The organism is Actibacterium lipolyticum (genome assembly GCF_900184935.1).
Classification (GTDB): domain Bacteria; phylum Pseudomonadota; class Alphaproteobacteria; order Rhodobacterales; family Rhodobacteraceae; genus Actibacterium_A; species Actibacterium_A lipolyticum.
Genome location: NZ_FXYE01000002.1, coordinates 815,257 through 829,122, shown reverse-complemented (window position 1 = coordinate 829,122; position 13,866 = coordinate 815,257). Strand labels below are relative to the sequence as shown.

The 13,866-nt window shown below is 57.7% G+C and carries 13 protein-coding genes, 1 tRNA gene and 1 riboswitch; of the genes, 7 read left to right on the top strand and 7 right to left on the bottom strand.

Annotated elements, in window-relative coordinates; translation table 11 throughout:
- Nucleotides 1-20: 20 nt before the first annotated feature.
- Nucleotides 21-70: riboswitch (SAM-SAH riboswitch) on the top strand.
- A gap of 6 nt (nucleotides 71-76) precedes the next feature.
- Both metK and trmB read left to right on the top strand, forming a co-directional pair.
- Nucleotides 77-1,243 (top strand): methionine adenosyltransferase, encoded by a 1,167-nt coding sequence (gene metK, locus COL8621_RS12715; protein WP_093967710.1) that lies wholly within the window; start codon nucleotides 77-79, stop codon nucleotides 1,241-1,243.
- A gap of 84 nt (nucleotides 1,244-1,327) precedes the next feature.
- Nucleotides 1,328-2,047 carry a tRNA (guanosine(46)-N7)-methyltransferase TrmB gene (gene trmB, locus COL8621_RS12710; protein ID WP_093968569.1) on the top strand — a complete coding sequence of 240 codons (720 nt, stop codon included), beginning with the start codon at nucleotides 1,328-1,330 and terminating at the stop codon, nucleotides 2,045-2,047.
- On the opposite strand, the gene COL8621_RS12705 is transcribed toward trmB, so the two are convergent.
- A complete protein-coding gene (locus tag COL8621_RS12705) occupies nucleotides 2,048-3,211 on the bottom strand; it encodes an alpha-hydroxy acid oxidase (protein WP_093968568.1) in 1,164 nt (387 codons plus the stop codon).
- Between the two features lie 126 nt (nucleotides 3,212-3,337).
- Between COL8621_RS12705 and COL8621_RS12700 the strand changes: the two genes are divergently transcribed.
- Nucleotides 3,338-4,099 (top strand): ZIP family metal transporter, encoded by a 762-nt coding sequence (locus COL8621_RS12700; RefSeq protein ID WP_093968567.1) that lies wholly within the window; start codon nucleotides 3,338-3,340, stop codon nucleotides 4,097-4,099.
- On the opposite strand, the gene trpA is transcribed toward COL8621_RS12700, so the two are convergent.
- Nucleotides 4,100-4,891: a tryptophan synthase subunit alpha gene (trpA, locus tag COL8621_RS12695; RefSeq protein WP_093968566.1), complete on the bottom strand. Its 792-nt coding sequence runs from the start codon at nucleotides 4,889-4,891 to the stop codon at nucleotides 4,100-4,102.
- Between the two features lie 208 nt (nucleotides 4,892-5,099).
- Here trpA and ychF point away from each other — a divergent pair, with 208 nt between their 5' ends.
- From ychF to COL8621_RS12680, 3 genes are all read left to right on the top strand, one after another.
- A complete protein-coding gene (gene ychF / locus COL8621_RS12690; protein ID WP_093967709.1) occupies nucleotides 5,100-6,197 on the top strand; it encodes a redox-regulated ATPase YchF in 1,098 nt (365 codons plus the stop codon).
- Between the two features lie 327 nt (nucleotides 6,198-6,524).
- A tRNA-Ser gene (locus COL8621_RS12685) sits at nucleotides 6,525-6,614 on the top strand.
- Nucleotides 6,615-6,771: 157 nt separating this feature from the next.
- Nucleotides 6,772-7,032 carry a cytoplasmic protein gene (locus tag COL8621_RS12680; RefSeq protein WP_093967708.1) on the top strand — a complete coding sequence of 87 codons (261 nt, stop codon included), beginning with the start codon at nucleotides 6,772-6,774 and terminating at the stop codon, nucleotides 7,030-7,032.
- 239 nt (nucleotides 7,033-7,271) lie between these two features.
- Here the strand turns inward: COL8621_RS12680 and COL8621_RS12675 are convergent, their stop codons facing one another.
- From COL8621_RS12675 to COL8621_RS12655, 5 genes are all read right to left on the bottom strand, one after another.
- A complete protein-coding gene (locus COL8621_RS12675; RefSeq protein ID WP_093967707.1) occupies nucleotides 7,272-8,561 on the bottom strand; it encodes a TRAP transporter large permease in 1,290 nt (429 codons plus the stop codon).
- Nucleotides 8,562-8,639: 78 nt separating this feature from the next.
- Entirely contained in the window at nucleotides 8,640-9,641 is a 1,002-nt protein-coding gene (locus COL8621_RS12670; RefSeq protein ID WP_093967706.1) for a TRAP transporter substrate-binding protein, read from the bottom strand.
- Nucleotides 9,642-9,671: 30 nt separating this feature from the next.
- Nucleotides 9,672-10,157, bottom strand: coding sequence for a TRAP transporter small permease (locus tag COL8621_RS12665; RefSeq protein WP_093967705.1), 486 nt, complete (start codon nucleotides 10,155-10,157; stop codon nucleotides 9,672-9,674).
- Nucleotides 10,158-10,192: 35 nt separating this feature from the next.
- Nucleotides 10,193-11,332: an FAS1-like dehydratase domain-containing protein gene (locus COL8621_RS12660; protein ID WP_093967704.1), complete on the bottom strand. Its 1,140-nt coding sequence runs from the start codon at nucleotides 11,330-11,332 to the stop codon at nucleotides 10,193-10,195.
- 37 nt (nucleotides 11,333-11,369) lie between these two features.
- The gene (locus tag COL8621_RS12655) at nucleotides 11,370-12,929 is read right to left on the bottom strand and encodes an acetate--CoA ligase (protein ID WP_093967703.1); all 1,560 of its coding nucleotides are present in this window, start codon (nucleotides 12,927-12,929) and stop codon (nucleotides 11,370-11,372) included.
- Nucleotides 12,930-13,077: 148 nt separating this feature from the next.
- On the opposite strand from COL8621_RS12655, the gene COL8621_RS12650 reads away from it, so the two are divergent.
- Nucleotides 13,078-13,863, top strand: a complete 786-nt coding sequence (locus COL8621_RS12650) for an IclR family transcriptional regulator (RefSeq protein ID WP_093967702.1) — start codon at nucleotides 13,078-13,080, stop codon at nucleotides 13,861-13,863.
- Nucleotides 13,864-13,866 lie beyond the last annotated feature (3 nt).

Below are 13,866 nucleotides of genomic sequence, written 5' to 3'. Positions count from 1 at the left end.
GCGCGTAAGCGGCGTGGACCCAACTGTCACAACGGCTTCCTGACGTGACAGTTTTGCACATAATGGAGCACTTCCCATGTCTCGGCAGAACTACATCTTCACCTCTGAGTCCGTATCAGAGGGGCACCCCGATAAAGTATGCGACCGTATTTCGGACGCGGTTCTTGATGCCTTTTTGGCAGAAGACCCAGTTTCGCGCGTTGCGTGTGAAACATTCGCTACCACCAACCGCGTTGTTATCGGTGGAGAGGTTCGTGGCCCCCAGTCGGTGATTGACCGGGTCGAAGATATTGCGCGCGAGTGTGTGCGGGACATCGGTTATGAACAAGACGGTTTCCACTGGCAGAACATGACCGTGGATAACTATCTACACGAACAATCCGCCCACATTGCGCAGGGCGTTGATGCCTCTTCCGACAAGGAAGAAGGCGCGGGCGATCAGGGGATCATGTTCGGTTATGCCGTGGATGAGACAGAGCATTTGATGCCAGCCCCCATCCATTACGCCCACGCAATGTTGCGCCGTCTGGCAGAGGTTCGCAAATCCGGTGCTGAACCAGAGCTGGAACCAGATGCAAAATCGCAGCTGACCGTCCGTTACGAAAACGGCAAACCGGTTGGTGTTTCGTCCATCGTTCTGTCCACGCAGCACCGTTCCGAAGATCTGACACAAGATCAGGTGCGCGAGATTGTTGCCCCCTACATCACCGAAGTTCTGCCAGAAGGCTGGATCACCAACGAAACCGAATGGTGGGTGAACCCAACCGGTACCTTCGTTATCGGTGGCCCTGATGGCGACGCGGGCCTGACCGGGCGCAAGATCATCGTTGATACATACGGCGGCGCGGCCCCACACGGCGGCGGCGCGTTCTCGGGCAAAGATCCGACCAAGGTTGACCGTTCTGCGGCTTACGCTGCCCGCTATCTGGCGAAGAACGTTGTTGCCGCTGGTTTGGCGAAACGCTGCACAATTCAGCTGTCTTATGCGATTGGCGTTGCCAAGCCGTTGTCGATCTATGCTGACACGCACGGCACCGGTGAAGTGCACGAAACCCAGATCGAAAAGGCCGTCGCGCAGGCGATGGACCTGACCCCGCGCGGCATTCGTGAGCATCTACAAATGAATAAGCCGATCTTCCAGCGCACAGCCGCATATGGCCACTTTGGCCGCGCGCCCGAAGCCGATGGTGGCTTTAGCTGGGAAAAGACCGATCTGGTCGAGGTGCTGAAGAAATCCGTGTAACCCTTGGGGTGCGTTTGCACCTTTCACAGTGAAACGTTAGGGATGGCGGGCAAATTGCTCGCCATTTCACGTCTAGATACAACCATGACCGATACCAAACACCCCTCTGGCGCCCCGTGGCGCAACTTTTATGGCCGCTTCAAGGGTAAGACCCTGCGCGACAGTCAGATGGATTATCTGACTGAAGACCTTGCCGGGTGGATGCCGAAAAATATCAGCTGGGAAGACAACCCCGACCGCAACCCGATCAACACGGCCGATATTTTCGGCGACGATCGCGAGACGTGGTTAGAGGTTGGTTTCGGCGGCGGTGAACATCTGGTGCATCAGGCGGCTGAAAACCCCAATGTCGGGATCATCGGGTGCGAGCCGTTTATCAACGGCGTTGCCATGTTGCTGGGCAAAGTCCGCAATGCAGATGTTAAGAACATCTCGATCCACCCAGGTGATGCGCGCGATATGCTGGATGTGCTGCCAGATGCGTCCATCGCGCGGGCGTTTCTGTTGTACCCTGACCCGTGGCCGAAGAAACGGCACCATCGCCGCCGCTTCGTAACGCCCGAACATCTGGAACCTTTGGCGCGTGTGATGAAACCCGGCGCGATTTTCCGCGTGGCGACAGACATCCCAGACTATGTGCGTCAAACGTTGGAGCAGGTCCCGCGCTGTGGGTTTGAATGGCTGGCCGAAGGGCCAACCGATTGGCGTGAGCCGTGGGGCGATTGGATTTCAACGCGCTATGAACAAAAGGCCCTGCGCGAAGGGCGGACGCCACATTACCTGACGTTCCGCCGGTTGGGCTGATTATTCCCAGTCGCCGCTGAACCCTTTCGGCACCAGCAATACATCGCGGTCCAGGTCGCGCACGTCCTTGCGGCCGCATAGGGCCATCGTGATATCCAGTTCGCGGTGCAGGATTTCCAACGATTTGGTCACGCCTTCTTCGCCCATCGCGCCAAGGCCATAGACAAACGCGCGCCCGATGTAGGTGCCCTTGGCCCCCAGCGCCAACGCCTTCAGCACGTCTTGTCCAGACCGGATGCCGCTGTCCAGATGCACCTCGATTTTGTCACCAACGGCGTCCATGATCGCGGGCAGGGCGCGGATGGCCGATAGAGCACCGTCAAGCTGCCGCCCGCCGTGGTTGGACACGATAATCGCATCGGCCCCAACCTGAAGGGCCATCTTGGCGTCCTCGGCATCCAAGATGCCTTTCAGGATCATCTTGCCGCCCCATTGGCGTTTGTATTCCTTGACCTTTTCCCAATCCAGTTGGGGGTCGAACTGTTTCGCGGTCCAGTCCATCAACGACGACATATCGGCCACGTCATTGGCGTGGCCCACGATATTGCCGAACTGGCGGCGCTTGGTGCCCAGCATGCCCATGCCCCAGCGCCATTTGGTCGAAAGGTTCAACAGGGTCTTTGGCGTCGGCTTTGGTGGGGTGCTAAGGCCGTTCTTCAAATCCTTATGCCGCTGTCCCAAGATCTGCAGATCAAGCGTCAGCACCATGGCCGAACATTTCGCGTCCTTGGCCCGCTGGATCAGCCGCGCGACGTAGTCTTCATCGCGCATCACGTACAGCTGAAACCAGAAGGGCGCGGTGGTGTGTTCGGCCACATCCTCGATCGAACAGATGGACATGGTGGACAGCGTGAAGGGCACGCCGAATTTTTCGGCCGCGCGGGCGGCTTTGATTTCCCCGTCGGCGCATTGCATTCCGGTCATGCCAACGGGGGCTAGCGCGACGGGCATGGCCACATCTTGGCCAACCATCTGGGACGCGGTCGAACGCCCCTCCATATCGACGGCCACGCGTTGGCGCAGGTACAGCTTTTCAAAATCCGAGGTATTTTCGCGAAAGGTTTGTTCCGTCCAGCTGCCGGATTCAGCGTAGTCATAGAACATCTTGGGCGCGCGGCGTTTATAGATGCGGCGCAGGTCTTCGATGTTGGTGATCACGGGCATGGCGCTTACCTTTCGCATTGGTAAGAAACCATTACCAATGCGCGGGCTAGGTGACAATGCCGCAGTCGCATAAAAGCACTTGGTCCACCGCCTTTGCTGGCGCAAGCTGCGCGTATGAGCATTGTGATGATGGGCCTTCTTGCAAGTCTTGCGGCCGGGTTGATGACCGGGGTCGGTGCCATACCTGTGCTGTTAGAACGCAAGGTGTCCCGCCGGGCGAACGATACGATGCTTGGGTTCGCGGCGGGGGTCATGCTTTCCGCGTCGTTCTTTTCGCTGATCCTGCCGGGTATTGATGCGGCTGTTTCGATCTATGGCAATATCAATATCGCCGCGCTGATCGCCGGGGCGGGCATCGCGTTGGGTGCGCTGGCGGTTGCCGGTTTGAACGAGGCTTTGCCGCACGAACATTTCATTGCGGGGCCTGAAGGGGCCGACCCCGGCGCATTGGCGAAAATCTGGCTGTTCGTGATCGCGATCACCATCCACAACTTTCCCGAAGGCATGGCCGTTGGCGTTGGGTTTGGCGGGGGCGATGTGACCAATGGGATGTCGCTGGCCACGGGCATCGGCCTGCAAAACGCACCCGAAGGGCTTGCCGTTGCGGTTGCGTTGCGCGGGCAGGGGTACGGCAAGCTGCGCGCGTTCGTGGTGGCGTTGGCGACCGGGCTGATCGAACCCGTCGGCGGGCTGCTGGGCGCGGCCATGGTCAGCGTCTCAGAGGTGATCCTGCCATGGGGGCTGTCGTTCGCCGCAGGGGCGATGATCTATATTATCAGCCACGAGATTATCCCAGAAACCCATCGCCATGGGCATCAGAATGCGGCAACCGCCGGGCTGACGATTGGCCTGATCCTGATGATGATCTTGGACGTAACGCTGGGCTGATCAGGCGCGGTGGGTGCCGTCCGCCAGAGATTTCACGTACGCCAAGATTTCGTCCACCGGACGCTTTTCTTCGATCAGCTTTACGATGGCAGACCCGACAACCGCGCCGTCGGCAACGCTTGCGATGCTTTCGGCTGCATCGGGTGTTTTGATGCCAAAACCCACGATGACGGGCAGATCGGTTTGGGATTTGATCCGTGCAACCTCGGGCGCGACATCGGCGGCCTGTGCTTCGGCCGCGCCGGTGATGCCGGTGATCGAGACATAGTAAACAAAGCCGCTGGTATTTTGCAGAACCTTCGGCAGGCGCTTGTCATCTGTGGTGGGCGTGGCAAGGCGGATGAAGTTCATGCCCGCTTCGTTCGCGGGGATGCACAGTTCGCTGTCTTCCTCGGGGGGAAGGTCCACCACGATCAGCCCGTCGATGCCTGCCGCTTTCGCGTCTTCCAGAAACTTTGGTACGCCGCGGCTGTAGATCGGGTTGTAATAGCCCATCATCACGATCGGGGTGGTATCGTCGGTCTTGCGAAACTCTGTCGCCATATCCAGCGTCTTTTGCAGGGTCTGGCCTGCGTCCAGCGCGCGCTGACCTGCCAACTGAATGGTTGGGCCATCGGCCATTGGATCTGTAAAAGGGATGCCCATTTCGATGATATCGACGCCCGCACCGGGCAGGCCCTTAATCACCTCTAACGAGGTGTCATAGTCTGGATCACCCGCCATCACGTAAGCCACGAAAGCCTTCTTGCCCTCTTCTTTTAGGGCGGCGAATTTGCGGTCGATGCGGGTCATCCGGGGTCCTTCCACTGCGGTCGCCCCGGAATGCCGCAAAATGGCAGGCGAAATCAATCCTTCCCGCGCAGAAAGCGAAGTTTTCATTCGTTACTGCGGCGTTTGGTCGACAATACGGGGAACAATTCGCCGGAATCCTGCATTCACTTGCGAAGCCGCAAAACACTGCTTAGAAGCGGCCCGTGTAACATTCGGAGGTCAGGAAAACATGGGCTTTAAGACCGGTATCGTGGGGCTACCCAACGTGGGGAAATCGACCCTTTTCAACGCCCTGACCAAAACGGCGGCGGCGCAGGCGGCAAACTTTCCATTCTGCACGATTGAGCCGAACGTCGGCGAAGTTGCCGTGCCAGACGCGCGGTTGGACAAATTGGCCGCCATTGCGGGTTCCAAACAGATCATTCCGGCGCGGATGACGTTTGTTGATATCGCAGGCCTTGTTAAGGGCGCGTCCAAGGGCGAAGGCCTGGGTAACCAGTTTCTGGCCAACATCCGTGAATGCGATGCGATAGCTCACGTGCTGCGCTGTTTCGAAGATGGCGATGTGACTCACGTCGAGGGCCGCGTTGATCCGGTTGAAGACGCGCAGGTTATCGAAACCGAACTGATGCTGGCCGACCTGGAAAGCATCGAAAAGCGCCTTCAGAACATCGTTCGCAAGGTGCGCGGTGGCGACAAAGAAGCCGTTCAGCAAGAACGCTTGTTGAAAGAGGCGTTGGCTGTGCTGGAAGACGGTAAGCCCGCCCGCACCGTCGAAATCGCCGACGACGACCAAAAAGCGTGGGACATGCTGCAACTGCTGACCACCAAGCCGATCCTCTATGTCTGCAACGTGGCCGAAGACGAAGCCGCCGAGGGCAACGCACATTCCGAAGCCGTTAGAAAAATGGCAGAAGAGCAGGGTGCCGCATCCGTCGTGATCTCTGCCAAGATCGAAGAGGAAATCAGCCAGCTGGAAGCCGACGAAGCTGATATGTTCCTAGAAGAGCTTGGCCTGAAAGAGGCCGGCTTGGACCGCATGATCCGTGCCGGTTACGAGCTGCTGGACCTGCAAACCTATTTCACCGTCGGCCCGAAAGAGGCCCGCGCCTGGACGATCGCAAAGGGGACGCTGGCCCCACAAGCCGCCGGCGTTATCCACGGCGACTTCGAGCGCGGCTTTATTCGCGCCGAAACGATTGGCTATGACGATTACATCGCGGCCAATGGCGAACAGGGTGCCAAGGAAACAGGCAAGATGCGCGCCGAAGGCAAGGGGTATGAGGTTAAGGACGGCGACGTTCTGCACTTCCTCTTCAATTCGTAACAGGCGGAAATCTTTGCGCGTCTGACGCAATTTTGAAAGGGCGGCCTAGGGGGCTGCCCTTTTTTGTATGGTTAGCGGTTTGGAGCGGGCGCAAGCCGCCCTTGGGGTGCGAAGCCATTTCCCATGCATTTGAATCGCCACGCGCCCGTTGGGCATTAGACTAGCCGATTACAGTTGAGATGAGTCTCCGCTTGAGGGCTTGGGCTGGGTCGGGTTGAAGCAAGAGTTGATGCTGGGATGCTGCAAACAAGCTCTTGTGTGAAAAGCCTGAACATTTGCGCTCAATTCCTCTTGAACCCACCCGGCCACACCGCTAAACGGGTCGACGGAGACGTGGCCGAGTGGTCGAAGGCGCTCCCCTGCTAAGGGAGTAGGCGGGAAACCGTCTCGAGGGTTCGAATCCCTTCGTCTCCGCCACCTACCATTTTGATTTAATTGTTCTAGCATTCATTCAACCCCTTATGGGGTTGTTTTTGTTGGTTTATATGCATTTCTTTTTTGCTTTTGAATTCTCTTCGATTAGACTCGCTTTTATTCGTTGCGTAGTAGAAATCGTGGTGTTTTTGAGGATCAAATGGCTGAAGATTTGAAGGCTGCAAACGGAAAGTCGACCAGAAACAGGGAAGAAGTTCTCGCTAGCAAGACGTGCGGCTGCTTCTACTGTCAGGCGGTGTTTACTCCTGACGAGATAGAAGATTGGTGCGATGATCAATGGCATCCGGAGGGCGCAACAGCTCTTTGCCCACACTGCGGCATAGACTCTGTGATCGGAGATGCAGCTGGATATGAGCTCACTCCGGATTTCTTGGCTGCTATGCTCAAGCACTGGTTTTGAAGATGGCTACTCTTGGTCTCCGCCATCATGGTATGTGGTCGTTGTGATAAGGCCGTCTTGGGCGGCCTTTTCTGTTTGTTTTCATAGCGCAACGCTTGCGTCAGAGGTGTCTGATCGTGACGTGATGACCTGAGCGCTTAGAGCTTCTCCAGCTTTGTCCAAGGTTGGCCCTACCGAAAGGCAGACGCATGCGGGAATGACCCTAGGGCCAAGGTCGGTTGGCTCGCTTGCCGGGTTTGTTAGCGGGTCATCAGCTCGGGTAGGAAAAGCGTGATTTGGGGGAAGAATAGCAAGACCAACAGCACGATGACCTCCATCCCGAGGAAGGGTAGGATCCCGCGAAATATGGTTCCCAACGGCACCCGGGTTTGGGCCGACGCCACATATGCGTTCAGACCAAGAGGTGGGGTCAGCAGGCCGATTTCGACCGTCTTTGTGACCACGATCCCGAACCAGACAGCATCGTAGCCCAGTGCCATCGCGGTGGGAAAAGCCAGCGGCATCGCAAGCGACAAGATCGCAAGCTGATCCATGAACATGCCCATTATCAGCAAAACGAGGATGATGATTGCCATGATCGTCTCGCGCGACATGTCGGTGGTTGCGACGAATTCCAACATGCGGTGGGTAATGCGGGTGAAGGCAAGGTAGTTTGAGAAGATCGCAGAGCACCCGACGATGGCGACGATCATGACTGTGGCGCGGATTGCTCCGCTGACCGATTTGTTGAACTGAACGAAGCTGAGCGTGCCTTGAAGCAATACGATCAGCAACGATCCCATGACGCCAAGCGCCGCAGCCTCGGAAGGGGAGGCGATGCCGCCGTAAATCGCGCCGATCACAGCAAGCATAAGCAGGACCATTGGGATGACATGACGGCTGTCTTTGACGGCTTTTTTCAGGACGAAAGGGTCCCCCTTTGGGGCCTGATCGGTGGTGTGCGCGATGATCTTGATTACCAAGGCAAGGCCGGATGCGGTGAGTAGGCCGGGGATGATACCGGCGATGAACAGCTTGCCAATCGAGGTTTCGGTCAACACTCCATAGACCACCAGCACGATGGAGGGCGGGACAACAACAGCAAGCGTGCCGCCGACACTGACCACCGCAGTAGAGAGCCGGTCTGAATATTTGTGCGCGCGCATTTCGGGAAAGGCCGAGGCGGCCATTGCGGCGGTAGAGGCTGTAGAGCTTCCGACCAGCGCCGCCAGAATGACAGAGGCCGCAACAGTGGCGATTGCAAGCCCGCCCTTGATATGGCCGATCCACGACTGGCAGGCGACGATTGCCCGCCGCGTAACATCCCCGGCTGTCAGAAGTTCAGCCATCAGGATGAACAAGGGAATGGCAACAAGGATGAAGGACGCAGAGGTGTCAAAGAACGTTCGCTCAAGAACCGCCAGCGCGGGGCGGACCCCCAATTGCGCCGCAAGGCCCAGTGTTCCCGCAATGCCCATGGCAAAGGCGATTGGGACCCGAAAGGCCATCAGCAAAGCCAAAACGATCAGTATTGTGAAAAAGGTCAGCATTCGTGGCCCGCATAGATTTTGAATGGAAGGCGGCCGCGACAATCGGCGGCCGCCCCAGGGTATGGATTTGTCGGTGGATTAGTTGCTGGTCAGCGTCTGATAGGTATCCAGAACAGCCTGCGCCTTTTCGTTGGCGATCCGTTCTACCCAATCGGCACTGACGGCACCAAGTGATCCAGTCACTGCGGCAAGCTCTTCGTCCGAGAACATGTAGGTGTCGATGCCTGCTGCTTTCCATTCGGCGATCAGCGTGGAAACAGATGCGTCTTGTGCCTGCGCCACATGCATCGCGGACTCATCGCCAAGGCGAATGAGGTCTGCTTGGGTTTCAGCGGACAGACCGTCAAATAGGTCGCTGCGGATGACCATAACGAAGCTGTAACCGCCGAAGGACCCGTTGGTTGAGATATGGCTGACCACCTCGTTCAGCTTGTAGCCGGGCACCGAGGCAAGCGGGAACAGAACCGCATCCAGCCGGCCACGTTCCACAGCGGTGTAGACTTCGGGCCCAGGGATTGAAATGCCAACCCCACCAAGTGCCCGCGCGGTCATGGCCTGTGTTGAGCCTGAGGTGCGGATGTCTTGCGCGTCCCAATCGGCGGGCATGCCCAGCCGCGCCTTGGCAAGCACCTGATAAGGCGGCAGCACAAAGCCGAAGATTGGCGTGACGCCCGTTTCAAGGATTTCCTCGCGAAGTGGGCCGTCTTTCAGCATCGCCTGAAGCGCCTTGGTACCCTGTTCGGCAGAGCCGTAGAAGCCCGGCAATGCCACGACCGAGTTCAGCGGCAGAACATCCGCGTGATAGGGTGTTCCCAACAGCGCGGCATCAAGGATGCCATTGTTCACGGCGTCCAGCTGCGCTTTGGACTTGGCGGCCTGCTGTGAAGGGAAATGTTCAAACGTGATTTCGCCGCCGGTCGCCTCTTCCACGGCGGCCATCCATTTGGTCGTGCCTTCGACAGACACGATGTGGCTGATCGATTGGAAATCTCCAAGGCGCAGGGTTTCCGCCTGAGCGGCCGTTGATCCAAGTGTCAAAGCAACGGCAATCGCCGCGCGGAAAGTTGTTGTGGTTTTCATAGTTTTCTCCTCCCAATTGATTTTTATTTTTCAGGTCTCTGCCAAGTCGCTTTTCAACAACGCGTCGTGCAGCAGCCGCAGAACCAGAACGCCGCACCCCAAGGGGATCACGGCATAGGCCCATCCAAGGGGCCAATCGATCACCCCGTATTCGACATCCCCATGAGAAATGGCGTCGTAGGCGAATTTTCCGGACATGACTGTGACAGCGGCAAAGAAGGCCGCCGGAAGTAGAAGGCGCAGCTTGGAAATCAGGCCTCCGATCAATCCGGGAAGTCGCTCTGGGGTGAATTCCAGCGCTAGGTGGCCGCCATCGCGGAAGACCCGCGACAGCGACAGCGTTGCAAGCGCTGGCATTAGATACAGTTCGGTTAGTTCGAACTGTATCTGTACCGGGCGGTTTGCGAGCATCCGCAAGAGGATGTCAGCGTTGATTAAGCCCGCCACGGCGACAAGGCTTAGACACCCGGCTAGATGCAGGGCGTCCTCCACTTTTGTCAGAACCTTTTCAAGCATCGGCCTTGCCTCCCTTGCCGTTGCGATTGCCGGGTTCAGCGCTTGGGCAGTTCCACGATGGCCGAACCCATGGCGGACATTTCGCCGTCCTGCTGTTCCGCGCGTTGTTGGATTTCCAACAAGGCACGCCCGTCTTCTTCGAACTTCCTGATGACAGAGCCGTGGATCAAAATGATGTCGCCTTCGGGGTTGTGCCGACGAACCTGACATTTCGCTTGGCGAAGGAAGCCATCGTCGCCCATCCAGTTGGTGATCTGATGGGTCAGCCAAGATGTCCGTTCCGGGCCGTAGTCATAGGCACCGGGTGCACCTACCTCCAGGGCGAACTCTTCTTCCCAATGCACCCGCTCGGGGCAATCGGGAATGCCGTAGCGGTTTTTAGGTCCGGCGCTTGGGTGCTTTTGCTGAAGCTGCCAAGCCAATTTGTTCGTGCGGATGTAAAGCCCGCCCCAGCCTTGCGCATAAGCGATAAAGCCGGTGGCCGTCATTGGACCCTTAACCATGGTGGGCAGTTCATCCCCGACGGCCACGTCATCCCAGTAACGGGTTTCGGCGCCGCGGATTTCTTCTTGTTCGTAGTATTTGTAATATTCGTCCAGTTCTTCCTGGGTCCAAACACGGCGGCCCTTGGCCTTGGCTTCGGTGTATTTGGTACCGTTTTCACGGGCCTGATCGCGGTCTGTTCGGAAACACCAGCTGTCTGCGTCCGCCACCAGATCGCCAGTGTCGGCGTCATAGAAATCGACGTGATAGATTTGCTGGACAGCACGACCGGCGAAGCGCGTATCGTGTTCGATCAGATCCTTCAGGTGTGCCTCGGTGCGGAACACCATGTTGCGTGTGATCGTCTTGTGCCAGTTCCAGTTGGCCCCGGACCACATCGCATGCACGCCCGGCAAACCACCGACATAACCCGAAATGATCCGGTTGGTCGCGAAAAGGAAGCTGGGCAGCGCGATCACGTCACCGTATTTCGTGGTCTTGGCATAGTCTGGGTCGCACCACAGCGGGTTATCGTCGCCGATACCGTGGGCGTAGTGGCGGATGTTGTCACGGGTCGCCTCATAGCACCAAGGTTCAACCGTTTTTTCGATCTTCACGCCGATGCGCTGTCGAAGGTCGTCCAGCCCCTCCTGCGTGATCTTGGGGAATTTTTTATGTGTCATTTCGTTCATGTTCGGCTCTCCTTGAGGTGTCTGTCGGGGCTGCGGATTATTCCGCGGCTTCAAATTTCGCGGCTTCCTGATCGCGCAGGATCTTTCGGTTGACCTTGCCAGCTGGGGTTTTCGGCAATTCGGTGACAAACGCGATCTGGCGCGGGTATTCGTGCCGGGCGAGGCGGGCGCGGACGTGGTTTTGAATGTCTTCGGTCAGGCCTTCGGTTTCTTGGCCCTTCAGAATGATGAAGGCTTTGACCACCAGCCCCCGCACAGGATCGGGCGCGCCGACCACGCCGCATTCTGAAACAGCCGGGTGGCTGAGAATGGCGTCTTCAACTTCGATCGCACCGATGGTCCAACCGGCCGAGATGATCACGTCATCAGCGCGGCCGCCGTGATAGAAATAGCCATCCTCATCAACGCGGCCCAAATCCTTGGTTGGGAACCATTCGCCCCTTTTCTTGACCATCAGCTCACCAGTTTCGCCGGGGGCGGCGGGGCTGCCATCTGCGCGCTGGACCTCAACTTCGACGCCCAGCACAGCCTTGCCCATGGCGCCATCGCGCACTTCAAGATCCTCGGCTCCGGGATAGTTGGCGATGATCACGCCGATTTCGGTCGTGCCGTACATGGACCGAACCTTGGTCCCGAACACATGCTCAACGTAGGTCGCGGTTTCCGAGTCGATGGGTTCGCCGGTGAAAGACAGCTTGTCGAAGCAATAGGTGAAGTTCTCTGCTTCGCCAGAGTTGCGCATCATCCGGTAATGGGTCGCGGCGGCGGTCAGATTGGTGACCTTGAAATCCTGCAATGCCTTAAGCAGGCGGACGGGGTCGAACTTTCCGCTGAACGTGCCGGTCGTTACGCCCATCGCCAACGGCGCAAGCGTTCCATGCCACAAGCCGTGACCCCAAGCGGGCGAGGACGGGCAGAAGAACCTGTCGCCCGGACGGATGCCTGTGGCGTAAAGCGCGGCGACCATCAGGGTCACGATGGATTGGTGGTTGTGCTGAACGGCGGCCGGTAAAGCGCGGGTCGTGCCCGAGGTATATTGCAGAACCGCCAGATCGCGGCCCGTCGTGTCCCAGTCAAAGGTCGTGGGCAAATCAACCAGTCCGTCAAGAAAGGCCTGGTCGACGACGATAACGTTCTTTGCTCCGCCCTCGATTGCTTCGGGGGCCTTTTCGTCATTCGTGAAAAAGACCGCTGGCTCGCAGTCGCCGACGCGCAGGCGAATGCCGTCCGGCCCAAAGAGGGAAAACATCGGCACCGCGACTGCCCCGGCTTTGATCACACCGAAAAGCGCGCAGTAGAACGCCAATGAAGGTTCGATCATCACGGCGACGCGTTCGCCTTTGCCGATCCCTTTGTCAGTCAGGAAATGAGCGATCTGGGACGACCGGCGCGAGATTTCGTCGAATGTGACAACCTCGTCTGTGCCGTCTGAATGGGCAATCCGCAGCGCGACCCGATCATCGCCGACATGACGGTCAATGCATTCGTGGGCGATATTGAACCGCTCACGGTTGCCATCGAACAGTTCCCACAGGCCCTCCTTCGAATAGTGCTTTTGCGCGTCTGCATAAGACGTGAATTCCGTCAGGCGGGTCATTCCTGTCTGCCTCCCAAAGTTTCGTACTCGGATCACCACGGGGGGTGCTTCCTGTTCGTTGACAACGGTAGGGATTGCAGCCAATTATTGTCAATACGCTAATATTGTTGTATATAGACAATGAAAATTGGCTTTACCGAGGGCAAAAATGACGAAAGATCAGACATCAACATCGGCGAAACGGCAGGTCCCGGCGGTCACCAGAGCGCTTGCTATATTGAGGTTTCTTGCGCGTTCGCCCGAACCTGTCGGGGTCAACCCGATGGCGCGCGAGCTTGATCTTGTACCCAGCACCTGCCTGCACATTTTGCGCGTTTTGCAGGACGAGGGGATGGTGGACTTCGATTCGAAAACCAAACGCTATTCGATAGGAATCGGTATTCTGCCGCTGGCCAGATCGGCATTACAGCGCAACACATTCTCCACGATGATCCAGCCAAAGCTTTCCGAGCTTTCGCAGAAATTCGGCGTGACCAGCATTGCGACGCAACTGTCTGAGCCGGGTCAGATGATCGTCGTCGCCTTGTCGCAATCAAGCATGCCGTTCCGTTTGCAGGTCGACATGGGAAGCCGGTTTCCAGCCTTGATCAGCGCCACAGGGCGTCTATTCGCGGCCTTCAATGTGCAGGACGAAACCGCGCTTGAAGGTGAATTCGAAAAACTTGTCTGGGATCACCCCCCGACGTTTGGGGCATGGTCCGAAGAGGTTCGCGAAGCCCGCGAGCGGGGGTATGCGGTTGACCGGGGCACTTACATTTCTGGCGTGACGGTCGTGGCGGTTCCGGTCTTCGGCACCAATGGAAGAATGACCCGTTCCATCGTCGCCATCGGGATTTCCGAGCGGCTTGAGGAAAAGCAACTTCCTAAATTGACTAAGGCCATGATGGCCATTCGTGACCACATTCAAGAACTGCAGATTGACACAGGGAGCTAAGAT

Excerpts from the sequence above, each read along its gene's own strand:
- COL8621_RS12650 (WP_093967702.1), top strand. The coding sequence starts at position 13,078 with ATGACGAAAGATCAGACATCAACATCGGCGAAACGGCAGGTCCCGGCG.
- COL8621_RS12655 (WP_093967703.1), bottom strand. The coding sequence starts at position 12,929 with ATGACCCGCCTGACGGAATTCACGTCTTATGCAGACGCGCAAAAGCAC.
- metK (WP_093967710.1), top strand. The coding sequence starts at position 77 with ATGTCTCGGCAGAACTACATCTTCACCTCTGAGTCCGTATCAGAGGGG.
- COL8621_RS12665 (WP_093967705.1), bottom strand. The coding sequence starts at position 10,157 with ATGCTTGAAAAGGTTCTGACAAAAGTGGAGGACGCCCTGCATCTAGCC.
- COL8621_RS12670 (WP_093967706.1), bottom strand. The coding sequence starts at position 9,641 with ATGAAAACCACAACAACTTTCCGCGCGGCGATTGCCGTTGCTTTGACA.
- trpA (WP_093968566.1), bottom strand. The coding sequence starts at position 4,891 with ATGACCCGCATCGACCGCAAATTCGCCGCCCTAAAAGAAGAGGGCAAG.
- COL8621_RS12700 (WP_093968567.1), top strand. The coding sequence starts at position 3,338 with ATGATGGGCCTTCTTGCAAGTCTTGCGGCCGGGTTGATGACCGGGGTC.
- COL8621_RS12675 (WP_093967707.1), bottom strand. The coding sequence starts at position 8,561 with ATGCTGACCTTTTTCACAATACTGATCGTTTTGGCTTTGCTGATGGCC.
- COL8621_RS12680 (WP_093967708.1), top strand. The coding sequence starts at position 6,772 with ATGGCTGAAGATTTGAAGGCTGCAAACGGAAAGTCGACCAGAAACAGG.
- ychF (WP_093967709.1), top strand. The coding sequence starts at position 5,100 with ATGGGCTTTAAGACCGGTATCGTGGGGCTACCCAACGTGGGGAAATCG.
- COL8621_RS12660 (WP_093967704.1), bottom strand. The coding sequence starts at position 11,332 with ATGAACGAAATGACACATAAAAAATTCCCCAAGATCACGCAGGAGGGG.
- COL8621_RS12705 (WP_093968568.1), bottom strand. The coding sequence starts at position 3,211 with ATGCCCGTGATCACCAACATCGAAGACCTGCGCCGCATCTATAAACGC.
- trmB (WP_093968569.1), top strand. The coding sequence starts at position 1,328 with ATGACCGATACCAAACACCCCTCTGGCGCCCCGTGGCGCAACTTTTAT.